The sequence below is a fragment of the Janthinobacterium sp. CG_23.4 genome, from assembly GCF_029892305.1.
GTDB classification, from domain to species: Bacteria; Pseudomonadota; Gammaproteobacteria; order Burkholderiales; family Burkholderiaceae_D; genus Janthinobacterium; species Janthinobacterium lividum_D.
The window spans coordinates 147,521-174,160 of the sequence record NZ_JARXUX010000001.1 but is presented as its reverse complement, the minus strand read 5'-3'; the positions used below and the strand labels follow the sequence as shown (position 1 = coordinate 174,160).

The window sequence follows — 26,640 nt, the reverse complement described above, 5'->3', positions numbered from 1 at the left end:
AGAGGTGATTAAATTTCTATATTCCTGAGACTACATTGCCCGGCATGGTTTCCCAGCCGGGCTTTGTGTTTCCCAAACCAAATGACAGGTGGCTGTCTTTTAGTTGCGTTCGAGGTCGATATCGATACCCAGCGAACGGATTTCCTTGACCAGCACGTTGAACGATTCCGGCATGCCGGCGTCGATCACGTGGTCGCCCTTGACCAGGTTCTCGTACACTTTGGTACGCCCGTTCACGTCATCGGACTTGACCGTCAACATCTCTTGCAAGACATACGACGCGCCATACGCTTCCAGTGCCCACACTTCCATCTCACCGAAACGCTGACCACCGAACTGGGCTTTACCACCCAGCGGCTGCTGCGTTACCAGCGAGTAAGGACCGGTCGAACGCGCATGCATCTTGTCATCAACCAAGTGATGCAGTTTCAGCATGTGCATGACGCCGACGGTGACCTTGCGCTCGAATGCTTCGCCAGTGCGACCGTCATACATGGTCACCTGATTTTTCGAGGCGGTCATGCCCAGGTTCTTGGCGATGTCGTCCGGATACGCCAGGTCCAGCATGCGGCGGATCTCTTCTTCATTGGCGCCGTCGAACACTGGCGTGGCAAATGGAACACCTTTTTTCAGGTTTTCCGCCAGCTTCATGATTTCTTCGTCGTCAAAGTTATCCAGATCTTCCGGACGGCCGTTGTCGTTGTAGATCGTCGTCAGGTACTTGCGTACTTGCTCGACCTTGGTTTGCGCCTTCAGCATTTCGCCGATGCGGATACCCAGACCCTTGGCAGCCCAGCCCAAGTGAGTCTCGAGAATCTGACCAACGTTCATTCGCGAAGGAACGCCCAGCGGGTTCAGCACCACGTCGGCTGGCGTGCCGTCGGCCATGTATGGCATGTCTTCCACAGGAACAATACGGGAAACCACACCCTTGTTACCGTGGCGACCGGCCATCTTGTCGCCCGACTGCAGGCGGCGTTTCACGGCCAGGTACACCTTGACCATTTTTTGCACGCCTGGTTGCAGCTCATCGCCTTGCGTCAGTTTCTTGCGCTTCTCTTCGAAGGCCAGATCGAACTGGTGACGTTTTTCGTTGATCGATTCCTTGATCGCTTCCAGCGCTACCGCCGCATCGTCGTCCGCAGGGCGGATGTCGAACCAGTGGTATTTATCCAGATCGGCCAGGTATTCCTTGGTGATCTTGGCGCCTTTAGCCAGCTTTTTAGGGCCGCCGTTGACAACTTTGCCGATCAGCATTTTTTCCAGACGCTGGAAGGCATCGCCTTCAACGATACGCATCTGGTCGTTCAAGTCCAGACGGAAGCGTTTCAGTTCGTCATCGATAATTTGCTGGGCACGCTTGTCGCGCACGATGCCTTCACGGGTGAAGACTTGTACGTCGATCACGGTACCGATCATGCCCGAAGGCACGCGCAGCGAGGTATCTTTCACGTCCGACGCTTTTTCGCCGAAAATCGCGCGCAGCAGCTTCTCTTCCGGAGTCAGCTGGGTTTCGCCTTTAGGCGTCACTTTACCGACCAGGGTGTCGCCGGCTTGTACTTCAGCGCCGATGTAGACGATACCGGACTCATCCAGACGTGCCAGCTGATTTTCAGCCAGGTTCGAGATGTCGCGCGTAATTTCTTCAGCGCCCAGTTTCGTATCACGGGCAACCACCGACAACTCTTCGATGTGAATCGAGGTGTAGCGGTCGTCCTTGACGACGTTTTCCGAGATCAGGATCGAATCTTCGAAGTTCAGACCATTCCATGGCATGAAAGCCACGGTCATGTTCTGGCCCAACGCCAACTCACCGAGGTCGGTCGATGCGCCATCGGCGATCACGTCGCGCTTGGCAACACGGTCGCCCACTTGCACGATAGGACGCTGGTTGATGTTGGTGTTCTGGTTCGAACGCGTGTACTTGATCAGGTTGTAGATGTCGACGCCCACTTCACCAGCGGTAGCTTCGTCATCGTTGACGCGAATCACGACACGGCCCGCATCGATGTAATCGACGATACCGCCACGCAAGGCTTGCACGGTGGTGCCCGAGTCGACCGCAACGGTGCGTTCGATACCGGTACCGACCAGCGCTTTTTCAGGACGCAAGCAAGGCACAGCCTGGCGTTGCATGTTGGCACCCATCAATGCGCGGTTTGCATCATCGTGTTCGAGGAACGGAATCAGCGAAGCAGCGACGGAGACGATCTGGCCTGGGGCCACGTCCATGTACTGGATGCGCTCTGGCGATACCAAGATGGTTTCGCCGGCTTCACGGGCCGACACCAGTTCATCGGACAAGGTGCCTTCATCGCTGATGGTCGCATTCGCCTGAGCGATGATGTAGCGGCCTTCTTCGATGGCGGACAAATAGTCGATCTGATCGGTGATCTTGGAGCCTTCGACCTTGCGGTACGGGGTTTCCAGGAAGCCGTATTCATTCAGGCGGGCATACAGAGCCAGCGAGTTGATCAGACCAATGTTCGGACCTTCCGGTGTCTCGATCGGGCAGACGCGGCCGTAGTGGGTCGGATGCACGTCGCGCACTTCAAAGCCGGCGCGTTCGCGTGTCAGACCGCCGGGTCCCAGAGCCGATACACGACGCTTGTGGGTAATTTCCGACAGAGGATTGGTTTGGTCCATAAACTGCGACAGCTGGGACGAACCGAAGAACTCGCGAATCGCAGCCGAAATCGGCTTCGAGTTGATCAGGTCGTGCGGCATCAGGTTGTCCGCTTCGGCTTGGCCGAGGCGTTCCTTGACGGCGCGCTCAACACGCACCAGACCGGCGCGGAATTGATTCTCTGCCAGTTCGCCCACGCAACGTACGCGACGGTTACCCAAGTGATCGATATCATCGACTTCGCCGCGACCATTGCGCAGTTCCACCAAAATCTTGATCACGGCCAGCACGTCTTCGTTCGACAGGGTCATGGCGCCGGTCAGTTCATCACGGCCGATGCGGCGGTTGAACTTCATGCGGCCCACGGCCGACAGGTCGTAGCGGTCCGAGTTGTAGAACAGACCGTTGAACAGCGCTTCAACGGAGTCTTCCGTTGGCGGTTCGCCTGGACGCATCATGCGGTAGATCGCCACTTTCGCGGCCATCTGGTCGGCGGTATCGTCGATACGCAGCGTTTGCGAGATGTAGGCGCCTTGATCCAGGTCGTTGGTGTACAAGGTCTGGATTTCGGAAATGTTGGCATCGCGCAGGCGACCCAGCAAGTCTTCGGTCAGCTCATCGTTCGCGGAGGCAACGACTTCGCCGGTGTCGCCATCGACGATGTTCTTCGCCAATACGCGGCCCAGCAGGTAGTCTTCCGGTACGGAAATGTGCTTGATGCCGGCAGCTTCGATATCACGCACGTGCTTGGCGTTGATACGCTTGTCTTTCAGCACCAGGGTCTTGCCCGACTTGTCGACGATGTCAAAGCGCGCCACTTCGCCGCGCAGACGTTCGGCGACGAATTCCATTTCCGCGCCTTCGGAGCGCAGGTTGAAATTGTCGAAGACAAAGAAATTGGCCAGGATTTGCTCATGCGACATGCCGATGGCTTTGAGCAGTATCGTTACTGGCATCTTGCGGCGGCGGTCGACACGGAAGAACAGGATGTCTTTCGGGTCGAACTCGAAGTCCAGCCACGAACCGCGGTAAGGAATGATACGCGCCGAGAACAGCAGTTTACCGGACGAGTGAGTCTTGCCGCGGTCGTGCTCGAAGAACACGCCAGGCGAACGGTGCAACTGGGAAACGATAACCCGTTCCGTGCCGTTAATGACGAACGAACCGGTGGTCGTCATGAGCGGCAATTCGCCCATGTAGACTTCTTGTTCTTTCATTTCCTTGACGACAGGCTTGGTTGGCGATTCCTTGTCCAGAATCACCAGACGCACTTTCGCGCGCAGCGGCGACGCGAACGTCAGGCCACGTTGTTGACATTCTTTGACGTCAAAGGCAGGGTCGCCCAAAACGTACGACAAGAATTCGAGACGCGCAAAACCATTGTGCGACACGATAGGGAAAATCGAGGTGAAAGCCGACTGCAGGCCATCATTCTTGCGGCCGGACGGTGCTATGTCCTCTTGCAAGAAGCTATGATAAGACTCGAGCTGGGTCGCCAGCAGGAACGGAACGTGGTGAACGTTGGCGCGCTTCGCGAATGATTTGCGAATGCGTTTCTTCTCAGTAAATGAGTAGTGCATGGACACTCCGTGAGTGACAGAAAGGATAGAAAATTCAGGTTTTGCAAGTGTTCGTTTGCACCGCTGCGTGTGACACAGACGAAACCTCAAGGCTCTGCTTTCCGGCTTGAATCGAATAAAAACTGCTGCTACAACTACATGACAAATACGATGCAGACGACAAAGGAGCCAAAGTCGGATTCCCCCCCTTGCGAGGGGGAACCTCAGACTTTGACTCGGGCGCTAACTGCCGCCGGTACAGATATTACTTGATCGAAGCGGTTGCGCCGGCTTCTACCAATTTCTTCTGTGCTGCTTCAGCGTCAGCTTTCGACACTGCTTCTTTCACAGTTTTTGGTGCGCCATCGACCAGGTCTTTAGCTTCTTTCAAGCCCAGGCCGGTGATTTCGCGAACTGCTTTAATGACGCCAACTTTGTTTGCGCCGAAGCTGTCCAGGATGACGTTGAATTCGGTTTGCTCTTCAGCAGCTGCTGCTGGGCCTGCTGCAGGACCGGCCGAAGCCATCGCTGCTGCGGATACGCCGAATTTTTCTTCGAATGCTTTAACCAGGTCGTTCAGGTCCATTACGGACATGGCGCTAACTGCTTCCAGGATATCGTCTTTGCTAATTGCCATTTTGAAACTCCTAAATTTATTACGTTAGTTACATCAGATTGGTACTGAGAGAAAAAAGCGCACGCAATTAAGCGGCTGCTGGGGCTTCTTCTGCTGCTGCTTCTTCTGCAGGAGCTTCGGCGCCTTCGCCTTTTTTCGCTGCCAGGGCAGCCAGACCACGTGCAAAGCCCGAAACCGGAGCCAGCATAACGCCCAACAACTGCGAAATGAGGACTTCACGGCTAGGAATGCTCGCCAACGCGGTGACAGCAGCTGTATCCAGCGGCTTGCCTGCGTAGTTACCTGCTTTGATGACCAGTTTGTCGTTGGTTTTAGCGAAGTCAGCGATGACTTTAGCTGCTGCAACGGCATCGGCCGAGATCGAGTAGATCAACGGGCCGGTCATGGCATCTGCCAGGCTGGCGAATGCGGTACCTTCAACGGAGCGACGAGCCAGAGTGTTTTTCAACACACGCAGGTACACGCCTTGGGCACGCGCTTTAGCACGCAGTTGCGTCAAGTGACCAACCTGGATGCCACGATATTCGGCCACGACGATCGTTTGCGCATTTGCTACTTGTGCGGAAACTTCGGCGACAACGGCCTTTTTGTCATTCAGATTGAGACTCACGGTCAACCTCCTTAAATGATGTTCGGCAATCACAACCGAGTGGTTGAGCGCCTTGCATCGGTTCGAACACGGCGTCCGAAGTCAAGAAGTACTAAACTGAGCGGATGAATTCACGCAGCATGAGGACTACAAAACTTGTTCGGGTACACCATCTGCGTTGGGCACTTGCCGTTGCCGGCAAGCCTATTAACCTTCTGCATATGCGATCACAGTCGGCCCAACGGTCTTTGATTGTCTGCCTGCCTGGCGCGAACGCCGGGCAGACAGCCCAAAGATGCGCCCACAGCGCCCGAAGGCGCATGGGACTTGATTCTGTTACTTAAGCTGCCAGGCTAGTCTGGTCAACACGGACGCCAGCGCCCATGGTCGACGACAGCGAAACTTTGCGCAGGTACACGCCTTTGCTCGATGCTGGCTTGGCTTTGTTCAGTGCGTCGATCAGTGCGACCAGATTCGACTTCAGATCTGCGTCAGCGAACGATTTACGACCGATGGTAGCGTGGATGATACCTGATTTGTCGGTACGGTACTGAACTTGACCAGCTTTCGCGTTTTTCACGGCGGTAGCGACGTCAGGAGTAACAGTGCCAACTTTCGGGTTAGGCATCATGCCGCGTGGGCCCAGGATCTGACCCAGGGTACCAACGATACGCATGGTATCTGGCGAAGCGATGACGATATCGAAAGGCATGTCGCCGGCTTTGATACGCTCGGCCAAGTCTTCCATACCAACGATGTCGGCGCCAGCTGCTTTAGCAGCTTCTGCTTTGTCGCCCGACGCGAATACTGCCACGCGCACGGTTTTGCCGGTACCAGCTGGCAGCACGACGGAGCCGCGCACCACTTGATCGGATTTCTTAGGATCAACGCCCAGCTGTACCGATACGTCGATCGATTCATTGAACTTGGCCGTTGCGCACTCTTTGATCAGAGCGACAGCGTTGTCGAAAGCGTACACTTTGGTACGGTCGACTTTGGCTTTCAAAGCCTTGATACGTTTGGATAACTTAGCCATTATACAACACCTTCCACCGTGATACCGATCGAACGAGCGGAACCAGCGATGGTGCGTACAGCAGCATCCATGTCGGCAGCGGTCAGATCAGGGGTTTTCAATTTAGCGATTTCTTCAGCTTGTGCGCGGGTCAGCGTACCGACTTTGTCGGTATGTGGCTTCGGCGAACCTTTGGTGATCGCTGCAGCTTTTTTGATCAGGTAGGTTGCTGGAGGCGTCTTCATCACGAACGTGAAGGACTTGTCCGCAAACGCGGTGATCACGACTGGAATCGGCATGCCTGCTTCCAGACCTTGGGTCTGTGCATTGAAAGCTTTGCAGAATTCCATGATGTTCAGACCACGTTGACCCAGAGCTGGACCGATTGGTGGGGATGGGTTTGCTTTACCAGCTGGCACTTGCAGCTTGATAAAACCAATGATTTTCTTTGCCATGATGGCTCCTATCTTGGATTGAGTAGTAGCGCCCCGCCGATCCTACCCTGGCGGGGCTCCTCTGACCGGATTTCGCTGTTACTACCGCGACGCTCCTGGTGGCGCTTGAAAATACTTAAACTTTTTCGACCTGGCCGAATTCGAGCTCTACCGGAGTAGCGCGACCGAAAATGGTGACCGAGACGCGCACTTTGGATTTTTCGTAATTGACTTCTTCGACATTGCCGTTGAAATCGGTGAACGGACCATCCTTGATGCGCACTTGCTCGCCCACCTCGTACAAGGTTTTTGGACGGGGCTTTTCAACACCCTCTTGCATCTGCTTCATGATGCCGTCGATTTCGCGCGCGGAAATAGGCGTCGGCTTATTCGACTTGCCACCGATGAAACCGGTAACCTTGCTGGTGTTCTTGACCAAGTGCCAACTCTCGTCCGTCATTTCCATTTCAACCAGCACATAGCCAGGATAGAAACGACGCTCGGTAACGGACTTCACACCATTCTTGACTTCGACCACTTCTTCGATCGGCACCAGGATCTGGCCAAACTGGTCTTGCATGCCCGCACGCTCGATGCGCTCGGTCAGTGCGCGCATGACGCTTTTTTCCATGCCGGAATAAGCATGCACGACATACCAGCGCTTGCTACTGACTGGCACGCTCAGCGCTGCACCAGTATCCGCTACCGGAGCGTCACCCGGAACGGACTCGCCCGCCGCTTCATCATGCACATTTTCGCTCATTATTTTTTCCAACCCAGAATTACGTCATACAACAAAAATTCGAGCAATTTATCCGTGCCCCACAGGAAAATCGCCATGACCAACACAAAGGCAAACACGATCGCAGTAATCTGCGTGGCTTCTTTGCGGGTAGGCCAAACAACTTTCTTGGTCTCGCGCACAGCTTCTTTGGCGAAATTGAGAAATTCACGGCCGGTCGTCGAGACATACAAGAGCGCAACAGCAATAACCAAACCAGCCACAAGCGCGCTTGCACGCACCAGAGCTGGTTGGCCTGCCAGGTAATAAAACCCGACTACTCCTGCAATCGCAGCCACTATTGCCAGCGCGACTTTTATCTTGTCACTCGACGTGCTAACGGTTTGCACGGATTGATTTGACATTTTTCTACTTTCGGTGCCCTGCACCTTGACGGTGGCAGGGACGGAGGGCATCGAACCCCCAACCTTCGGTTTTGGAGACCGACGCTCTGCCAATTGAGCTACGTCCCTACGTAAAACTTTCGAGGAGTGCTATTCTACCACCTAGGACGCCCCAGGTGGAAGCATAACATTTCCTTATGCGAGGATTTTTGCAACCACGCCGGCGCCGACGGTACGACCGCCTTCACGGATAGCGAAGCGCAGGCCTTCTTCCATGGCGATCGGGTTGATCAGCTTGACGGTGATCGACACGTTATCGCCTGGCATGACCATTTCTTTGTCTGCTGGCAACTCGATCGAACCAGTCACGTCCGTCGTGCGGAAGTAGAACTGTGGACGATAGTTGTTGAAGAATGGCGTATGACGGCCGCCTTCATCTTTCGACAGAACATAGATCTCGCCGGTGAAGTGCGCATGCGGCTTGATCGAGCCTGGCTTTGCCAGAACTTGACCACGTTGCACGTCTTCACGCTTGGTGCCGCGCAGCAGCAGACCAACGTTGTCGCCTGCTTGACCTTGGTCCAGCAGTTTGCGGAACATTTCCACGCCGGTGCAAGTCGTTTTGACGGTATCGATAATACCGACGATTTCGATTTCTTCGCCGACTTTGACAATGCCGCGCTCGATACGACCGGTCACAACAGTACCGCGACCCGAGATCGAGAACACGTCTTCTACTGGCATCAGGAATGCACCGTCAACAGCGCGCTCTGGCGTTGGGATGTACGAATCGAGGGCATCGGCCAGACGCAACACTGCATCCACGCCCATTTCGCCTTCTTTGCCTTCCAGCGCCATACGTGCCGAACCTTTGATGATAGGCACGTCGTCGCCAGGGAACTCATACTTCGACAACAGCTCGCGCACTTCCATTTCAACCAGTTCCAGCAGCTCTGCGTCGTCGACCAGATCGCACTTGTTCAGGAACACGATGATGTATGGAACACCAACTTGACGCGCCAGCAGGATGTGCTCGCGGGTCTGTGGCATTGGGCCGTCAGCTGCCGAGCATACCAGGATCGCGCCGTCCATCTGCGCAGCACCGGTAATCATGTTTTTGATGTAATCGGCGTGGCCTGGGCAGTCAACGTGCGCGTAGTGACGCGATGCCGTTTCGTACTCGACGTGGGCGGTGTTAATCGTAATACCGCGCGCTTTTTCTTCTGGTGCTGCATCGATCTGGTCGTATGCTTTAGCTTCGCCGCCGAATTTCTTCGACAGAACCGTTGCGATTGCAGCGGTCAGCGTGGTTTTACCGTGGTCGACGTGGCCGATGGTGCCGACGTTGACGTGCGGCTTGGTCCGTTCGAATTTACCTTTTGCCATTTTGAACTCCTAATGATTTGATTAGATTGCTCAGGCACACGCCCGACGGTCTGGTTTGAATTGCTTCTGTGCTGCCTGCTGCGAATTCTGGTGCCCTTGACGTGGATCGAACACGTGGCCTCTCCCTTACCAAGGGAGTGCTCTACCACTGAGCTACAAGGGCTGTAATTTGTTGCATGCGATGCATTAGCATCTGAACGGAACTGGAGCGGGTGAAGGGAATCGAACCCTCGTCGTAAGCTTGGAAGGCTTCTGCTCTACCATTGAGCTACACCCGCGAGGTATCGTTCACTTATCTTCACTTGCTTGCTGCTACCCAGTTTTTGTTGCAAAAACTTGGTGGAGGGGGCTGGATTCGAACCAGCGTACTCATAGAGAACAGATTTACAGTCTGTCGCCTTTAACCACTCGGCCACCCCTCCGCGGGAACCGCAGAGTATGAAGCATCTACTCACAACTGTCAACCTTATTTACTGATGCCTGACTGCTGCATTTGCGTATAAAGAAGAAGTTGGCTGCTTCGGGGCGTGATTATAAGCTCTCGATTTGAGAATGTGCAAGGGTTGGCGTGAAAAAGTCGACTTTTTTTCGCATTTTTTTATCCACCCTGGCTGCAAGCCGCATTTTTCCGTCATTCGCCCCCCATTTTTCCTGTTTACCGGGCGTCAGACGGATGCATCCACGAGTTGCCCAGCGGCTTATATTTACGCAATAACTGCTGATGCAAGCCCGATAGCACGGGCAATTTGGGGTTGCGTGGGTCCAGGCGGCGCACACCGGCAATAAAAGTCAACGCCTGCTGCCCCATGCGCTCATCCCAGCCCTCGTGTTCCAGGCATTTCAGCACGGCCACGGCTGCATTGAACACCACTTGCGGATTATCGGGCAGGCGCGTGACGGCCTCGCCCATCAGATCGACCGCGCCGCGGAAATCGCCGTCTCCCGCCTTGGCGGCGCCCGCCGCGACCATGTCGGCCACTTCCTGGCGGCTTTGGCGCGCCAGCACCTTGGCCAACTCCTCGCGCCCCGCCTGCTCGAACACGGCCATGGCGCGCGTCATGGCGGCGCTGTCGGGCGCATTGCGCATGACTTCACGCATCACCTCGGCGGCGCCGTCTTCGTGCCCGTGCGCCAGGCAATGGCGCGCCAGCTCCGTTTTCAAGGCATTCGAGCTGCCGACACTAAGGCGGTTGGCGGCCAGGGCGGCGACTAGCGATTGCTGCAGGCGTTCCTCATTGCCCGTATGCGCGTGCAGCATGGCGCTGCACAGGGCGCTGCACAATGGCGCATTCTTTTGGCTGCCCATCGACTTGTCGAGGTCGCGGATCACGGCGCCCACCTGCAAGGGGTCACCCTTGCGTACCAGGGTCTGCACCAGGCGCACGTGATCTTCCGGGTCGCGAAATTCTGAATACTTGGCCTTGCTGACCACCAGCTTCAGGGCTTTTTCCGCCATCTCGAGATCGTCGGCCGCGAGGGCCGCCTCGCCCAACCGGCGCAAGCGGCGCACGGCATGCGGTGACAGGGCCACCGCATCGCTCAGGGCGGCCTGCGCCAGTTCCGGCTTGCCTTGCGCCAAGTGCGTGCGCGCCAGCCAGTCATAGGCATCGAGAAAGCGCTTATTGTTTTCCAGTAGCCCCTCCAGCATGCCCTGCGCTGCTGCGTACTCGCCCAGCAGGAATTGCGTCTTGGCCTGCCCCAGGCGCGCCCAGCCGATGGCCTTGGCGCCGTACAGGGCTGCGTAAATCGGCTCCGCGTCGGCCGCCTCGCCCAGCAGCAAATGCAATTCTGCGCGCAGGCGCAGGAAATCGGTCGCGTAACGCGGGTACAGGCTGGCGCCCTCGGCGCAGGCGGCAATCGCCGCACGCTCATTGCCCACGTCGATCAATTCATACACGGGCAAGAACGCATTGCGCTTGTCGAGTGCGCGGGCTATGCGCTCCAACATGTTGTCAGCGGTAAACGGCTTGAGGATGTAATCAGTGGGCAACAGCTCGACGGCGCTGACGACCTTGGCGAAGCTGCCCTCGCCCGTGACCATGAAAAACATGGTCGACGCATGCATCAGCCTATGGTGGCGCAAGTCTTCCAGCAGCTGCTGGCCATCCTGTCCGCCGTCGAGGTCATATTCGCACAGGATCAAATCATAGGATTTGCCAGCCAGCATGCGGATCGCCTGGCCCGAGCTGCCTGCGTCATCGATCATTGCCAGGCCGCACAGATTGAGCATATTGTGCAGGCTGGCACGCATGCCCGGATGCGGCTCGATAATCAGTGCGCTAAGGCCCTTCAGTTCTTTCATGTCGTGATGTCCGAAAACTCAGCGGCGCGCCACACTGGTGCGTGGCGCCGGCCAGCATGAGGCTGCCGAGTATATGACGACGCCGCGTGCAAGGGAATGGTGTGGCACCGAAAAACGCCGACGAAGTTGGCCAGGCAGTTGCAACTCAAGCGGCGGCGTACTCCGGATGCCACAGTTGCGGCTCGTGGTCGATCAGATCGAGCAGCGCCGTCACCACTTCCGGATCGAACTGGCTGCCGCTGCGCTGTTCGATATATGCACGCACCTGCGGATACGGCCATGGCTCCGTGTAAGGCCGCTCGTGCAGCAAGGCATCGAAGACATCGACCACGGCAACGATGCGCGCGGCCACCGGAATATCGCGCCCCACGAGGCCGTTCGGATAGCCGGCGCCATCGAAATGTTCGTGGTGGCCGCCAGCGATCTGCGCGCCATACGTGAGATAGCTGACGCCGTCGACCATATTGGCGGCGCGCTCGAGGATGGTGCACCCGACACTGGCATGCAGCTGCATCTGCGCCCGCTCCTCGTCCGTATGCCTGCCCGGCTTGAGCAGCAAGGCGTCCGACGTGGCCACCTTGCCGACGTCGTGCAAGATGCTGGCCAGGCCGATCATGTCAAGCAACTGCGGCGTGAGTTCGTCGGCATACACGCCGCGCTGATGCATGCGTCGGGCGATGGCGTCGGATAATTGCTGCACCCGCCGTACATGGCCACCCGAGTTGCTGTCGCGGAACTCGGCCAGATCGGCCAACGCCACCACAGTCGCTTCCTGCGCCTTGCGCAGCTGGCCGAACATGTACAGGTTGTCGAAGGCAGCGGCGATGCGCTGGCAAAATACTTCCAGCAAGTCGCGCTGGATCTGCGCCAGCGGCCAGGGCGGCGTGACGGAGATGGCCAGCTCGCGGTTGCCTTCCGTATGGATGAACAGCACATTGGCCGGATGCTCGAACTGGCTGCGCTTTTCCGCAAATGCCTTGGCGATGGTGGGGGTGAGCGCATGGTCAATCGGCAGGGCTGCCGTCTCGGCCAGCATGGCATACGTGCCCGTAGCGGCGACCACCTCGGGCCGCCCGGCACCGCCCTGCATCAGGCATAGCACGCCGTCGGCACCCACGTCGAGGATGGCGCTAACCTGGTTGAGCACGCCGGAAGCGAATTCGCGCAGCGAACGGATCTGGTACAGATTGGTGGCGCCGGCCAGGATCTTGACCAGGCCTATGCGGCTGCGCTCAAGCATCATCAGGCTCTCGTAGGCACGCAAAGCCGAGATGATGGTGGTAAACAGCTTCTGCGTCGTCAGTTCCGTCTTGGCCTTGTAATCGTTGATATCGTATTCGATGATGACGCGCTGCTCGGGCGCCTGACCGGGCTGGCCCGTGCGCAGCACGACGCGCACGATGGCGTTGTTCAGATCGGCGCGGATGCGCTTGGCCAGGATCAGGCCTGCATCATCCGTTTCCATCACCACGTCGAGCAGCACCAGCGCGATATCGGGCGTATCGCGCAAGATGTCATACGCTTCGCTGCCGCTATAGGCGGAGAACAGTTCCAACTCGCGGCCCTTGAAACTGACATTGCGCAGCGCCAGCCGCGTGACCGCATGCACATCGACGTCATCATCGACGATCAAGACACGCCACAGGCGCTGGTCGGGCGCGGCCAGCCCGGCAGGGCTGGCCACCGGCTCATCCTCGTCGAGCAGCCAGTTATCATCTGCATCGGCTTTGAGGTCGGTCATGGATACTCCTAATGAATAAGGTCGATATGGACGCCACGTTGACGCATATCAAGCATAATCACATTAGATGTTGCTTACAACAGGATTCTTCGCACCATCTTCGCCAACGGCCGGCGCGGGTGCCGACGCACCGCCACGCGTGGTGCCGCCACAATTGTCCTGGCCCGGCCCGACTGCCTGGTAGCGCACTTCATACTTGCCTGCGCTGAGCTGTTCCACCAGCAACTTGTCGTTCGCGACAATGTACAGGTAGCGCACGTTCGAGCGCCGCTCCGTGTCATACAGTTTGACGAACACGGGCGCGGCATTATTGCTGTTGTCGATGCTCACGGCCAGCTCCTCGCCCTTGTTACCGATCGGGAATCCATCGACATAGCCGGAACGCACTGGCCAGGGTTCGCCATTCGGCGCCACCAGCGATGCAGACTCTGTCTTGGCTGCGCCATCGCAGGCCGGCTGGATGGCTTTCAGGTTCAGCTGGGAAACAGCGAGCACGCGAATCTCGGGCGTCTTCGCTTCCTGGGGTTCCGCTGCATACGGCTTGCCCACCGCCCAGCTATCGATTGCCAGGGTCTCGCCTTTCAATGACGCTGGCGCAGCACCGGCCGCTGGCGTAACCGTCAGCGCATGGGGTTTGGCGCCATCGCGGGCCAGCCCGCTCCACGCCGATGCCAGCGCGGCGGGCGCGGGCTGGGAAGTATCGAGCACCAGCCAGGCACCTAGCCAGCCCAGCAACAGGCAAACAAGCAGGCTCAACCACCAACGCCAGTTGCGCCAGACGGGCTGCAAGCCTTGCCGCGGCTTGCCCTTCGATGGTGGCACATCCTGCGCCCAGGTCTGCTCATGCGGCTGAGGGTGGCCTTTCGCGCGACCATCGCGGCTCTTGCCTTCTTCCTGCTGTGTGCTTTCCAGCCATTCGATTTCCCACTCCTCAGCAGCGATCCACTCATCGTGCTCCCTGCGGCGTTGCGGATCGGACAAAGTGCCATAGGCGCTGTTGAGGATCGCCATGATGCGCGCGGCTTTCTCGTCGCCGGGATTCTTGTCAGGGTGGTATTTCTGGCTGAGGGCTTTGTACGCAGCACGTATGACTTCCTGCGGCGCCAGGCGCGCCACCTTCAGGTTGTCGTAGTGTGTGTGTATCTTTCCCATCGTTTTATCTTGAAATCGGTGCGCGGCGACGGGTTCTTACAGGTTGGAACCGTGCTGTGCCGGTCATCATATCCGATATGACAAGATAATAACCACCGGCGGACAGGAAATTGCAGCGCTTACAAGCGGTGACTGCGGTCAGCGGACAACAGCGCTTCCGGCAACTCCACGCGGTGTCCCAGCGCCAGCACCTTGAACAATTCTCCCATCTCGGCCGGCGAGACCAGCTTTTGCACGGCGCTGGCCTGCGGCAAATACAATGTGAGCTGTTCCGGATCGGTGCGCAGCAACAGGTCGCCGATACCGGCACCCAGCAGGAAAGAAGCCTGGCTCATGTACGCGAGCACATCGAGGCCAGCGTCCTGCGCCGCCACCGCCATCGCAGTGAAGTCGACGTGGGCCGTGATGTCTTGCAAGCCGGGCAGATAAAAAGGTTCCGCATGGGCGTGGTGGCGATAATGGCACATCAGGGTGCCTGTGGCACGCATATCGAGGTAATACTCGTGTGCGGGGAAGCCATAATCGAACAACACGGCCGCGCCGCCTTTGCCATTCGTCAGCATGCGCGCCAGCGAGCGCATGAAGCCGCAAGCGACGCCATGAATTTCGCTGACATAGCCCACCGGCAAGGCATCGGCTTCGGGCACCTGGGCTGCAATCTGCGCGGCCACGTCGGCACCGGCCGGGCGCTCGATAAAGACAAACTGGCCATCGGCAATGCCGACATCGAGCTCGCACCAGCCGGCCGGCGTCTTGCTAATCAGGTTGACGGGCATGGCGTCGAGCACTTCATTGCCGAACACGACGCCCTCGAAACTGTCGGGAAAGCCATCGAACCACACCACTTGCGGGAAGGCGGCCAGCGCATGTTCCTGGCGCGCGCGCAATTCGCCGGATAACTCGACGATCGCATACTGCTCTATCGCGATGCCGGCGCTGGCCGCTTCAGTCAGGATATCGCAAGCGAGCTTGCCGGTGCCGGCACCGAATTCAAGGATGCGCGGGGCAGTTTGCGCCATAATAGAGGCTGCAACGTGGGCCAGAGTGGCGCCGAACAGGGGCGAAATCTCCGGCGCGGTTATGAAATCGCCATCTTTGCCCAGCTTGGCGGCGCCGCCGCTGTAATAGCCGAGGTCCGGCGCATACAGCGCCAGCTCCATGAAGCGAACAAAGGGAATGGCGCCGTCATTGCGCGCAATTTCAGCGGCAATCTGGTGCTGCAAGGCATGGGACGCGGCCAGCGCGTCGCTATCGGGTGCGGGAAGAGACATTCCAGCATTGTAGCGAATTGGCGGGCCACGGCGCCAGTATCAGCCATGGCGGCCACGGCGGCCATGCCTACTTCACTCACAAGCACTGTAAAAATAAAGACATGACTCCAGCATCGACACTGCCACACAGCACACCCCGGGTCGCCCTCGTCACGGGCGCAGCACGCCGCATCGGCCGCGCCATCGCGCTGGGCCTGGCGCGCGACGGCTGGGATATCGCCGTGCATTACCGCGACTCGCGCGATGAAGCGCTCAGCCTGGTGGCGGAAATTTCGGCGCTGGGGCGCCGTGCGCAGGCATTCCCCTGCGACCTGGCACAGGAAGAGGCTGTACGCCAATTGTTGCCGCAGGTACAGGCGGCGCTGGGACCGCTTACTTGCGTCATCAACAACGCATCGTTGTTTGAATACGACAATGCGGGCGATTTTTCCTTTACCGCGCTCGACGCCCACATGCACGCCAACCTGGCCGCCCCTATCCTGCTGGCGCAAGCGCTGTACCAGGCCACCCCAAGCGGAGAGCAAGCCGTGGTCATCAACTTGCTCGATCAAAAACTGTACAATCTCAATCCTGATTTCTTGTCGTACACCCTGTCCAAGGCGGCGCTGCTGTCGGCGACCACCATGCTGGCCCAGGCGCTGGCACCAAAAGTGCGTGTAGTGGGCATTGCCCCAGGCATCACTATGGTCTCCGGCGAGCAGACGCAAGCGGGCTTTGCCAAGGCGCATGAAAACACGCCACTGGGACGTTCCAGCACGCCAGAAGATGTGGCCGACTGCGTCTGCTATGTGGCCGGCGCGCGTGCGCTGACGGGCACGACGCTGCTGGTCGATGGCGGCCAGCATCTGATCGGCTTGCCACGCGATGTCATGTTTTTGACCAAATAATCAGCAGCCAACCCCAACAACCAGCATTCCAGCATCCCCTAAAAGGTAAAACTATGTCGTCCACCCTGTCCCACCCTCGCCTGGCCGATTGCCGCCTCCTGTTCCTGCGCAATTACGAAATCTTCATCAACATCGGTGTCTATGACTTCGAGAAAAAGGGCGAGCAGCGCGTCCTCATCAATGTCGACCTGTATATTCCCCTGGCCCTGTCGACGCCGAAGGATGACCAGCTGGAAGAGGTAGTCGATTACGACTTCATGCGCGACACCATCGCCAAGCGCGTGTCGCAAGGCCATGTGCAACTGCAGGAAAGCCTGGTTGACGACGTACTGGCAGCCATGCTGGCGCATCCACGCGTGCGCGCCGCGCGCGTCTCGTCCATGAAGCCGGATGTCTATCCCGACTGCGAAGGAGTGGGCGTGGAAGCATTCAAGATCAAGGATGAAGCATGAGCGTAGCAGTGATGGAAGCGGTGGCAACGGCCGTGGAATTCCCGGCCAACGTGGAAGCGCAGAAACTGGCGCGCAAGAAGGCGGAAAAGATCGCCCTGGAAAATAACAAGCTGCACAAGCGGCTGTGCCGCCTGGTAGGGCAAGCCATCGGCGATTTCAATATGATCGAAGACGGCGACAAGGTGATGGTGTGCCTGTCGGGCGGCAAGGATAGCTATGCCCTGCTGGACATCCTGATGACCTTGCGCGAACGCGCGCCGATTCACTTTGACATCGTTGCCGTCAACCTGGACCAGAAACAGCCGAACTTTCCACCGGAAATCCTGCCAGCCTATCTGACAGAGCTGGGCGTGGCCTTCCACATCGAAAACCAGGATACCTACAGCATCGTCAAGCGCCTGATCCCGGAAGGCAAGACCACCTGCTCGCTGTGCTCGCGCCTGCGTCGCGGCATCCTGTACCGCGTGGCCGACGAGCTGGGCGCGAACAAGATCGCCCTGGGCCACCATCGGGATGATATTTTGGAAACTTTCTTCCTCAATATGTTCTTCGGCGGCAAACTCAAAGGCATGCCGGCCAAGCTGCAATCGGACGACGGCAAGCACATCGTCATCCGCCCGATGGCATATGTCAAAGAAGAAGATACGCAGCGCTATGCGCAAGTGAAGGGCTTTCCCATCATCCCATGTGACCTGTGCGGTTCGCAGGAAAACCTGCAGCGCAAACAGATCAAGGGGCTGATGCGCGAATGGGACAAGCAATTTCCCGGCCGCGTGGAAAGCATCTTCTCGGCGCTGTCGAATGTGGCGCCGTCGCACCTGATGGACCCGAAACTGTTCGGCTTCAAGGATTTGAAGGCGGACGGCATGGCCAACCCCATGGGCGACATCGCCTTCGACGAAGAGCCCTGCTCGACGCCGACGACGTTTGGCGCGACGATTACCCTGCAACAGGGCTGAGCCGCACGCGCCCTGCAGCAGCGCGTCGCGACTCACGGCCAGCCGACGAAGTCAGCTTCGCGCCAAGTCAAGGCCGAGGACTCGGCGTCGGCGTCAGAGCCGAGGCGCTGAGTCCGATTCTGCCACCTTCTCGGCAGCAAACGCTGCCGCATCGCTCTCGAACATGTCTTCCAGTTCCTCGCGCGCCTGGCGCGTGAGCGACATGACTTTTTGCTGGTCCTGGAAGTGCGGCGCCACTTCCAGCAAGGTTTTCAGGTTATGCCGGCCAAAGATGCCGGCCGCGCGTTGCGCCCGTTCCGCACTGAAGCCCACCTGCTGCAAAGTCTGCTCACCGAGCAGCAGCGCGGCGGCGAAGGTCTCGCGCTCGATCAGGGTCACGCCCCGCTTCATCAATTCAGAGTAATGCGTGACGTTGCGCGCGCGCGCCAGGATCGTCAGTGCGGGCAGGCGCAGGCGCACGGCGTCGACCAGCGCCAGGCTGTCATCGACATTGTCGATGGCGATCACCAGCGCCCTGGCCTTCTCTATGCCGGCCGCCACCAGCAGGTCCACACGCGTGGCGTCGCCATAGAACACCTTGAAGCCGAACTTGCGCAACAGGTCGATCTGATCCGGGTCGTGGTCGAGCACCGTCACGCCGATCTTGTTGGCCGCCAGCAGGCGGCCGATGATCTGGCCGAAGCGGCCAAAGCCGGCAATGACGATGGGGTTGTCCTGCGCCTCGATATGCTCGTCGGGTCGGCGCTTCTTTTCGCCTTGCAGGCGCGGTGCAAGCAATTTGTCATGCAACAGCAACAGCAATGGCGTGGCCACCATCGACAGGGTCACGACGACCACCAGCAACGCCGCCGTCTGCGGCGCAAACACATGCGCGGCCTCGGCGGCGGCAAACACGACAAAAGCGAATTCGCCACCCTGCGACAGCAGCAGCGCAAAGAACAACTGCTGGGCGCGGGGAATGTCGACAAACTTCGACAACAGGTACAGCAAGGCGATCTTGACCAGCAGCAGGCCAGCCACCAGGGCCAGGATCAGCAAGGGCTGGGCGCGCAGCACGCCGAAATCGACGGACATGCCGACGGCGATGAAAAACAGGCCCAATAACAGGCCCTTGAACGGTTCCAGGTCGCTGATCAGCTCATGCCGGTATTCGGAATCGGCCAGCAGCACGCCCGCCATGAAGGTTCCCAGCGCCATCGACAAGCCCACCGATTCCATCAGCACGCAAATGGCGATCACCAGCAGCAGCGCAAACGCCGTGAAAATTTCGCGCAAATCCGTCCTGGCGATGAAGCGCAGGATGGGGTTGACGAGGAAACGCCCGCCGATCACCAAGGCGGCCAGCACGGCGACCAGCTTGGCCACGCGCAGCCAGCCCGATTCGCCGCTATGCGTGACCAGCCCGCCGAGCAGCGGCACCAGCGCGATCATGGGAATGGCGGCGATATCCTGGAACAGCAAAATCGAAAAACCGGCGGAACCGGCCGGTGTGCTCATCAGTTTTCGTTCGCCCAAGGTGGCCAGCACTATCGCCGTCGACGACAGCGACAATCCCAGCGCGCCCACCAGCGCCGTGCGCCAGTCCACGCCACAGGCCATGGCCACGGCGCACAGTGCCGCGCTGACGATGCCCACCTGCGCCCCGCCCCAGCCAAAAATGGGCCGGCGCAGCAGCCATAAACGCTTAGGTTCGAGCTCCAGGCCGATCAAAAACAGCAGCAACACCACACCAAATTCGGAAAAGCTGAGAATCACCTCGACATTCTTGATCAAGCCCAGTCCCCAAGGGCCGATGATGACGCCAGCGACCAGGTAACCGAGCACGGCGCCCATGCCCAGGCGCTTGGCCAGTGGCACCATGATGATGGCGGCCACCAGGTAAAACAGTATGTTGATGAGAAAGCTGTGGTGTTCCATGCGGATTCCGGAAAAACGTGATTGGAATCGCAATCATGCCTGAAGTGGTGCGCCTGCGGGGGTCAGCGCTGCGACGCGTCGATGTGCTGGCGCCACGGCGCCCCCTCTGTGCCCACAACGGCCGTCACAGTCGTCACGGGCGTGGTAAATCCATGAAGCCGACGGGCGCCACATCGACGCGCATGACCGGATACAGGTTCAAGCGCTCATCCCACGAGGCATGACGGCGGGCGAAAAACTCCAGGCGCGCATGCGCATTGTTTGCAAACGCGGGATCGCTGGCCAGCTTGTGCCGGAATTGCGCCGCCAGCGCCGGGTCGGCCGCCAGCTGCGCGCGCGCCACATCCTCGGCCACATAGTCTTCCATGTATTCCTTGCGCTCGAACGCCGTGTTGAAGCTGCCCCAGGCCAGCAGCGAGTCGGGCGCGCGCGGCTCGAACAGCGCCACCACCAGGCGCGCCTTCGGCTGGTTGACGGGCACGTACAGCACGCCCGCATCGACCACGCGCTGCTCTTTTTTCCACTCGCCTTGTAGCGCCACCGTCTGGCGTCCTTCGAACGACTGCGCGCCAAACTTCACTTGTGTGGCGCGGAAGGTTTCGACCGGCAGCTTGCCCGGCGCGGTGCCCAGCACTTGGTAGGCAACGCCATGCTGGCGCAACTTGGCCGCCACCATCTGCACCTGCGCGGCGGGCACCAGGTAGCCGGCTTTCGGCGCGGCCATTTGCAGATCGGGCACGATCTCGTCGCGCAGCGGCACGTTCCACACTTGCGGCGTCTTTTCGTCATAGCGCGTCATCAGCGCGCCCGACACTTCGGACGGCGTGCGCGTATAGGCATAGCCGCGAAACGCGATCATGCGGCTCTTGTCCGTGGTTTTATACGTGAGCGCCAGGGTGCTGCCGGCCAGTTGCGCGGCGCGCGCATCGGCCTCGAACGCCACTTGCCGCCACTGCGCGCCGTGCTGTGCCACTTGCGACAGCAGCGAGACGATGGTGTTGCGCGTGATGCGCACGCGGGTCGGATAATCCTTCCACGAATGGGTTTCCACCAGCACGCCGAAACGGTTACGCAACAGGAAATAACCGTGCGAGAAGCGCGGGTTCGGCGTCGTATCGACAAAACCCGAGAGGGGATTGTCTTCTTCGGCAAACGACATATAGAACGGCTTCGGATCGGTGCCCTGCTTTGCCAGGTCGGCCAGCACGCCGTCGCGCAGCGCCGTCCCCGCCAGGCGCAAGCCGGCATCGCCCGCGTGCGCGGGTTCGACCTGGATCGAGATGGCGGGTTCGAACTGGGCGCCGTCCGTCACGTGCAAATCCACGTAAGCGAGCGGATCCCAGGCATTGACCAGCGCCAGCATGTGCTGCATCTCGGCCGAATCGGCCTTCATGTAGTCGCGGTTCAAATTGAAATTTTGCGCCGTGCTGCGCCAACCCATTTCCTGCGGCCCGCGCTGGTTCGGGCGGTTCCAGGCTCCGAAACGCTCATGGCCATCGACATTAAACACGGGCACGAACAACAGCACCTGCTTGTCCAGCGCGCCGCTGGCGGCCTTGCCTTCCAAGACTTCGCGCAGGGCCAGGAAGCCCGCATCCTTGCCATCGATTTCGCCCGCATGGATACCGCCCTGCACCAGCAGCACCGGGACCTTGCGCAGCGTGGCCGCTTCCGGCGTCAGCGCGCCTGTGTTGGAAACGGCCAGCGCCAGCATGCGCCGTCCTTCCGGCGTGCGGCCAAATTCAAAGCAACGCACCTGTTTCGGATAGTGCTCCTGGAAGCGCTGGCACAAGGCTTCGACTTCCGCGTAGCGGCCCGTCTGCTGGAAAGCCGAGTACTCGGCCACCGTCTTGAGGGAAAACTGCCGCGTATCGCGTGCGGCATGCGCGTTGACAGAAAATAGGGAAAACACGGCGGCGGACAGCAGGACATGGCGTAGCATCGGGCTAGCTCCATCAAGAGGGACAAGCGGGCAATTATAGAGGCGTGGTCACGCAATAACCGCGCTGGAAATGAAAAAACCGGAACAGCATGCGCTGTTCCGGTTTATTTTTTATGCTGGCCTTTGGCCGATGTTATGCCAGAAACCGTGGCGTGATGTCACGAGCCGAAGTGATAGTTAAATTCGACCCATCCCTGGCGGCCCTGCGGGCTGTAGCTGCCCACCGGATAGTACGGCCAGCCGCCGCTATCGTCGCGCTTGATCTTGTCGAACACATTGTTGACGATCAGCGAAACGGTGGCGCGGTCGTTGATGCGATACACGCTGCTGATGTTGGCCAGCGCCGTCGGCGTCAGGTAGGCCTTGCCGGCGGCGTTAGGGATCTTGCTGTAGCGGCTGACCAGCAAGGTATTCGACCAATCCCCTGCGCCCCAGTTGACGCTCAGATTGAGCTTGTCGCGCCAATCCGAGTTGTTGAGCGATTTGAGCTCGTCAATCTCTTCGTCGCCGACAAATTGCTGCGATTTATTGCTCAGTACCTTGGCGTAATTGGCCTTGAAGGCGAAGCGCCCATAGTTCGCCGTACGCAGCAAATACTTCACGCTGATGTCGATGCCACTACTGCTCTGCTTGGCCGCATTGATCGGATTGACGGTGATGGTCCTGATCTCGCCGGCGCGGTTCAGGGCAGTGGCCGCAAAACGCGCGACGCGGCCCAGGGTATCGACGCAGGTAGGCGAAGCGACATCGAGCTTGCCCAGGCGGCAGTCCGCTTCGTCGCGCAGTATCTTGTCCGCGCTCAGATTCGTCACCAGGTCGTCGATCAAGATGTTCCAGTAATCGATGGAGACGTCGAAATTGGAACTTGGCGACCAGACGGCGCCCACGCCGAAGGACTTGCCTTTTTCCGATTGCAGATCGCGGCTGCCGTTCTGCACATAGTCCGCGCCCGGCGACTTGTTCGCAAATTCGCACTTGTCGATGCTCTGACCTGCGGCGCCGCAGCGGTAGTAATCGGTGGTGCTTGAATAGTAACCGGTGCCGCGCGCCTTGTCGATATAGTTCATGTCCGGCGCGCGGAAGCTGGTGGCGTAGTTGGCGCGTAACAGCAGCTCAGGCGCGGGACGCAGTTCCAGGCCGCCGTTGTAGGTGAACTTGCCCTCATGGCGGCCGGCAAAGCTGTAGCGGTCATAACGGCCAGCCAGGGTAGCGATCAGCTTTTCATGCAACGGCAGGTTCACTTCCGCGCCCAGCGCATAGCGGGTACGCGTGCCAGCCGTAATGTCGGACCTGGTGGCGACGTTGAAGTAACCGTCGTTCAGGCGCGCATCGGGCACATTGCTGAAGCCCTGCTTGCCCACTTCGGCAATGCTGGCGATCTTTGCCACGCCAGCGGGCAGCTGGAACAGGTCGCCATTGGTGGCCAGGCTCAGGGTATTCGTCCAGGCCTTGTCATCGCTATTGGCATTGCCCGTGATGCTGTCGAATTCGGCCGCCGTCAGGCGGCGCGACAAGCGGGCCGGGTCCGGTGCGTAGATCGGCACGCCGGCAGCGTCGGTGCCCAGTTTCGGCCCCAGGAAGAAGCTGTCGATATTGGCCAGCGCGCGTGGCGTGTGGCTTTCGCTCTTGTACACCGAGGCGTTGTAATTGGCTTCATACTGCCACGATGACGTGCCGGGAATGCGGCCCTTGGCGCCCAGCGAGATGGCGGTGGCCATGTCGTCCCACTGGCGGTTGTAACGCTCCACGCCGCCCATTTCTTCAGGCGACATATAGCGCGTCCACGCTTCGTAGCGATTGCTACTCTGGTTACGGAAATAGCTGCTGCCCGTCGACGACGAGGTCCACGTCGGGCCGCGCGTGTTGTTCTCGGTCGAGTTCTTGCCGATCAAGAGGTCGGCGAACAGAGTCGTTTCCGGCGACAGCGCGTAGTTGGCGCTGCCGAACACGTTCTGGCTGCGGTTCTTGGTTTGCGTGGTCCAGTAAGTGGGGCCTACTTTCGGGCTGGCGCAATAGCTGCCGTTCTTCGCCTGGTACTTGACGACGCTGGCGCCGAACAGGTCGCCGAACTGCTTGCAGGTGTCGCCCAAGTCCACATAAGTGCCGGAGGTGCCCGCTTGCACCACGCGACGCGACGCGATATTGGTCGGCGTCCCCGAGCGGGTGGCCATGAAGTCGCGCTGCAGGCTCGACAGCGGATCACGCTGGCTCAGCTCCACGCTGAACAGGGCATGCAGCTTGTCGAAATTAGCGCCGCCCGTCAGCTGCACGCGCTGGTTGCCGGCGCCGCCGCGCGTGGTGCCGCCCGCCTTGACGTTGATATCAAAACCTTCGGTCTGCTTTTTCAGGATGACGTTGACCACGCCGGCGATCGCGTCCGAGCCATAGATGGCCGAAGCGCCGCCGTTGAGGATCTCGATGCGATCGACAATGCTGGACGGAATATTCGCCAGGTTGGTGAAGTTGACCGTGCCTTCATAGGCGATGGGGAAGTCGGCCAGGCGGCGGCCATTGAGCAGTATCAAGGTGTGGTTCGGCCCCAGGCCGCGCAGGCTGATGGTATTGGCCGACGGCGTGAAGGTATTGCCGAAATCTTCGCCCTGCGTAAAGCCGCTGTTCTGCACCTGGTTGGTCAGCGCGTCGAAGACGTTCTTGTAACCTTGCTTGGTGATTTCATCGCCGGTCAGGATGGTGACCGAAGACGGGCCTTCCAGACTGGCGCGGGGAATGCGCGAACCGGTGACGACGACGGCTGGCGGGGTCACCGCTGCCTGCTGATACGCTGCGGGCGCTTGCGTTTGCGCGTGCGCCTGCCATGCGGTGCCGCCCAGGATGGCCAGTACGGCTACGCTGAGCGGTGGTAACTTGAATGGTTTAGCCATCTTTGCGCTTCTCAAGGTTAGGGAGTAAGCGAAAGATATCAAGATGCCAGCAATTACAGAACGAATGGATTCAACTTTCCAAATATCAAAATTGTTATATAAAACAATCAATGAGCAGGAAAACGCCAAGCCCCTCCCTCCGGACCTGGCAAAAGCCTGCGCTTTAACGGCGCAGGATGGCAATTTCCTTGTAGGCCGGGCGCAGCAGGCGTGTCGCCGTGTCAAACGGACTCTCGATGGCACTCGATAGCCTGGTGGCGCCCGTGGCCGGGACGCAACTACCGCTGCTGCGGTAGCGCAGCGCTGCCGCCAGCATGCCTTCGGCAGGGTCGCCCAGCTGGTGCTGGTAATCGTCCGTCACGTCGCAGGTCGGCGCGATGCCATCGGCAAAGTCGCCAAAGCCCTTGGCGTTGACGCCCTGGAACTGTACGGCGAAATAGGTGGTGCCGCAATTGGCCGCAGGATAAAAGCCATAGGGCTTGCCGCACGTCGTGCCGCCGATCAGATTCACTTGCACGTCGACGCCGCGCAAGCCGTTGATGATGGCTTCACTGGCGGAACAGGTATTGCTGGTAGTGAGCAAGGTCACGCGCTTCAAGCCCAGGGAGGGCAAGGGCGTGCCCTGGGCGAGGCGATTCGGGGCCGGGAAGCCCAGGCTTTGCGTATGGAATGGCACGGGCGCTTGCGGCTTGGTCTTGTCATTGAAGAGCAACTGCTCGAAGGTCTTGCCGGTGGTCGCTTGCGGACCTGCAATCATGTAAGCGAGCTCGCTGGCGATATCCAGATAGCCGCCGCCGTTGTAGCGCACATCGAGCACCAGGTCACTGATGCCGGCCGCCTGGAAGCGGCGCATGGTCTCGACTAGTTGGCGCTCGGCGACATTATTGTGGGTATTGAAGGTCAGATAGCCAACCTTGCCCGTAGGCGTGTCGATGATGCGCTCGTTCTGCACCGCGCTGGTGCTCACTTCCACCGCCGTCAGGCTCACGGAAATGGGCGTCCCGTTGCGGCTCAAGCCCAGCGTGTGCGTGCCTTGCGCCTTGGGGAACAGTCCCGCGTTAATGATATTCATGCTGGCAGTATCGGCGGCGTAGATGAAATCGACGCCATCGATGGTTTGCAGCAGGTCGCCCCGCTGCAAACCCATCAAGGCCGCCGGCGAACCCGGTTCGACGATCGAGACCACCGCCTGGCGTGGTGGCGCTTTGCGCGTCACGGCCAGCAGCATGCCGTAGCCCAGTTCAACGCCATTCTGCGCCGCCTCCCACTCGGCCGTCGGCAAGCTGAAATGGAACTGGTCCTTGGGCTTGCCGGACGCCGTCGTGGCCGTGGTTTTCAGTACGTCAAAATACGCGATGGGCGTGGCGAAGCTTTGCGGCTGGTACGTGCTCGGCACTTCGCGGTACCACAGATAGGTTTCGTCGATCCAGCTGCGCACCCACGTCTTTTCATCGAGCAAGGTACCCTGCATATCGATGCTGCTGCCGCTGCGCGGCGCCTCGCAGCGGTACGCGACCGTGAACGAAGGGACCAGCGCCGTCGGCCCGGTCGGCGTCACGGGAGGGACGACGGCCACACTATCGTTGCTGCTGGCGCCACCACCGCCGCAGGCACTCAACAGCAATGCCAGCGACAGAGAAAGAGAAAGAGGATAAGCAAAGGGCACAGCCAGGGCGGAAAAACGCAGGGAACGCATGATAAACTTTCCAAAAAGAAATTATCTAAAAATTATAATGCGTTTTACAAACAGACCTTGTTTTCTTT

19 protein-coding genes and 4 tRNA genes are annotated in these 26,640 nt (G+C 59.2%); 3 read left to right on the top strand and 20 right to left on the bottom strand.

Annotated features, from left to right (window positions below; genetic code table 11):
• Window positions 1-99: 99 nt before the first annotated feature.
• From rpoB to H4V96_RS00710, 16 genes are all read right to left on the bottom strand, one after another.
• Window positions 100-4,206, bottom strand: coding sequence for a DNA-directed RNA polymerase subunit beta (gene rpoB / locus H4V96_RS00785; protein WP_010394322.1), 4,107 nt, complete (start codon window positions 4,204-4,206; stop codon window positions 100-102).
• 244 nt (window positions 4,207-4,450) lie between these two features.
• A complete protein-coding gene (gene rplL, locus H4V96_RS00780; RefSeq protein WP_010394320.1) occupies window positions 4,451-4,822 on the bottom strand; it encodes a 50S ribosomal protein L7/L12 in 372 nt (123 codons plus the stop codon).
• A gap of 67 nt (window positions 4,823-4,889) precedes the next feature.
• Complete coding sequence (rplJ, locus tag H4V96_RS00775) at window positions 4,890-5,432, bottom strand: 50S ribosomal protein L10 (protein ID WP_029496119.1); 543 nt, start codon at window positions 5,430-5,432, stop codon at window positions 4,890-4,892.
• 319 nt (window positions 5,433-5,751) lie between these two features.
• Entirely contained in the window at window positions 5,752-6,447 is a 696-nt protein-coding gene (gene rplA / locus H4V96_RS00770) for a 50S ribosomal protein L1 (protein ID WP_010394314.1), read from the bottom strand.
• The gene (rplK, locus tag H4V96_RS00765) at window positions 6,447-6,881 is read right to left on the bottom strand and encodes a 50S ribosomal protein L11 (RefSeq protein WP_010394312.1); all 435 of its coding nucleotides are present in this window, start codon (window positions 6,879-6,881) and stop codon (window positions 6,447-6,449) included. Before rplK ends, rplA begins: the two co-directional genes overlap by 1 nt.
• Before the next feature lie 115 nt (window positions 6,882-6,996).
• Window positions 6,997-7,623 carry a transcription termination/antitermination protein NusG gene (nusG, locus tag H4V96_RS00760; protein WP_010394310.1) on the bottom strand — a complete coding sequence of 209 codons (627 nt, stop codon included), beginning with the start codon at window positions 7,621-7,623 and terminating at the stop codon, window positions 6,997-6,999.
• Window positions 7,623-8,006 (bottom strand): preprotein translocase subunit SecE, encoded by a 384-nt coding sequence (gene secE / locus H4V96_RS00755; protein ID WP_010394308.1) that lies wholly within the window; start codon window positions 8,004-8,006, stop codon window positions 7,623-7,625. Before secE ends, nusG begins: the two co-directional genes overlap by 1 nt.
• A gap of 32 nt (window positions 8,007-8,038) precedes the next feature.
• Window positions 8,039-8,114: transfer RNA gene (locus H4V96_RS00750), tRNA-Trp, on the bottom strand.
• Between the two features lie 66 nt (window positions 8,115-8,180).
• On the bottom strand, window positions 8,181-9,371 hold the full coding sequence (gene tuf, locus H4V96_RS00745; RefSeq protein ID WP_070345915.1) for an elongation factor Tu: 1,191 nt from the start codon (window positions 9,369-9,371) through the stop codon (window positions 8,181-8,183).
• A gap of 88 nt (window positions 9,372-9,459) precedes the next feature.
• Window positions 9,460-9,534: transfer RNA gene (locus H4V96_RS00740), tRNA-Thr, on the bottom strand.
• A gap of 41 nt (window positions 9,535-9,575) precedes the next feature.
• Window positions 9,576-9,649: transfer RNA gene (locus H4V96_RS00735), tRNA-Gly, on the bottom strand.
• A gap of 59 nt (window positions 9,650-9,708) precedes the next feature.
• Window positions 9,709-9,793 (bottom strand) — tRNA-Tyr (locus H4V96_RS00730).
• Between the two features lie 233 nt (window positions 9,794-10,026).
• Entirely contained in the window at window positions 10,027-11,673 is a 1,647-nt protein-coding gene (locus tag H4V96_RS00725; protein ID WP_196856421.1) for a response regulator, read from the bottom strand.
• A gap of 145 nt (window positions 11,674-11,818) precedes the next feature.
• Window positions 11,819-13,414 carry a DUF3369 domain-containing protein gene (locus H4V96_RS00720; RefSeq protein ID WP_010394279.1) on the bottom strand — a complete coding sequence of 532 codons (1,596 nt, stop codon included), beginning with the start codon at window positions 13,412-13,414 and terminating at the stop codon, window positions 11,819-11,821.
• A gap of 63 nt (window positions 13,415-13,477) precedes the next feature.
• On the bottom strand, window positions 13,478-14,566 hold the full coding sequence (locus H4V96_RS00715; protein ID WP_196856420.1) for a DnaJ domain-containing protein: 1,089 nt from the start codon (window positions 14,564-14,566) through the stop codon (window positions 13,478-13,480).
• A gap of 119 nt (window positions 14,567-14,685) precedes the next feature.
• A complete protein-coding gene (locus H4V96_RS00710; protein ID WP_010394273.1) occupies window positions 14,686-15,837 on the bottom strand; it encodes an SAM-dependent methyltransferase in 1,152 nt (383 codons plus the stop codon).
• Between the two features lie 101 nt (window positions 15,838-15,938).
• Here H4V96_RS00710 and H4V96_RS00705 point away from each other — a divergent pair, with 101 nt between their 5' ends.
• From H4V96_RS00705 to ttcA, 3 genes are read left to right on the top strand one after another with little or no spacing between them, the layout of a single operon-like run.
• Window positions 15,939-16,724, top strand: coding sequence for an SDR family oxidoreductase (locus H4V96_RS00705; RefSeq protein ID WP_196856419.1), 786 nt, complete (start codon window positions 15,939-15,941; stop codon window positions 16,722-16,724).
• 53 nt (window positions 16,725-16,777) lie between these two features.
• Window positions 16,778-17,176, top strand: a complete 399-nt coding sequence (locus H4V96_RS00700; protein WP_010394268.1) for a dihydroneopterin aldolase — start codon at window positions 16,778-16,780, stop codon at window positions 17,174-17,176.
• The gene (gene ttcA / locus H4V96_RS00695) at window positions 17,173-18,135 is read left to right on the top strand and encodes a tRNA 2-thiocytidine(32) synthetase TtcA (RefSeq protein ID WP_280720646.1); all 963 of its coding nucleotides are present in this window, start codon (window positions 17,173-17,175) and stop codon (window positions 18,133-18,135) included. The genes H4V96_RS00700 and ttcA overlap by 4 nt, the downstream gene beginning before the upstream one ends.
• Window positions 18,136-18,228: 93 nt before the next feature.
• Here the strand turns inward: ttcA and kefC are convergent, their stop codons facing one another.
• The 4 genes from kefC to H4V96_RS00675 form a co-directional block, all read right to left on the bottom strand.
• Window positions 18,229-20,052: a glutathione-regulated potassium-efflux system protein KefC gene (kefC, locus tag H4V96_RS00690; protein WP_196856417.1), complete on the bottom strand. Its 1,824-nt coding sequence runs from the start codon at window positions 20,050-20,052 to the stop codon at window positions 18,229-18,231.
• A gap of 133 nt (window positions 20,053-20,185) precedes the next feature.
• Window positions 20,186-21,994 carry a M14 family metallopeptidase gene (locus H4V96_RS00685; protein WP_196856416.1) on the bottom strand — a complete coding sequence of 603 codons (1,809 nt, stop codon included), beginning with the start codon at window positions 21,992-21,994 and terminating at the stop codon, window positions 20,186-20,188.
• A gap of 158 nt (window positions 21,995-22,152) precedes the next feature.
• Window positions 22,153-24,876 (bottom strand): TonB-dependent receptor, encoded by a 2,724-nt coding sequence (locus H4V96_RS00680; protein WP_196856415.1) that lies wholly within the window; start codon window positions 24,874-24,876, stop codon window positions 22,153-22,155.
• Window positions 24,877-25,039: 163 nt separating this feature from the next.
• Window positions 25,040-26,572, bottom strand: a complete 1,533-nt coding sequence (locus tag H4V96_RS00675) for a S41 family peptidase (protein ID WP_280720645.1) — start codon at window positions 26,570-26,572, stop codon at window positions 25,040-25,042.
• Between the last annotated feature and the right edge of the window lie 68 nt (window positions 26,573-26,640).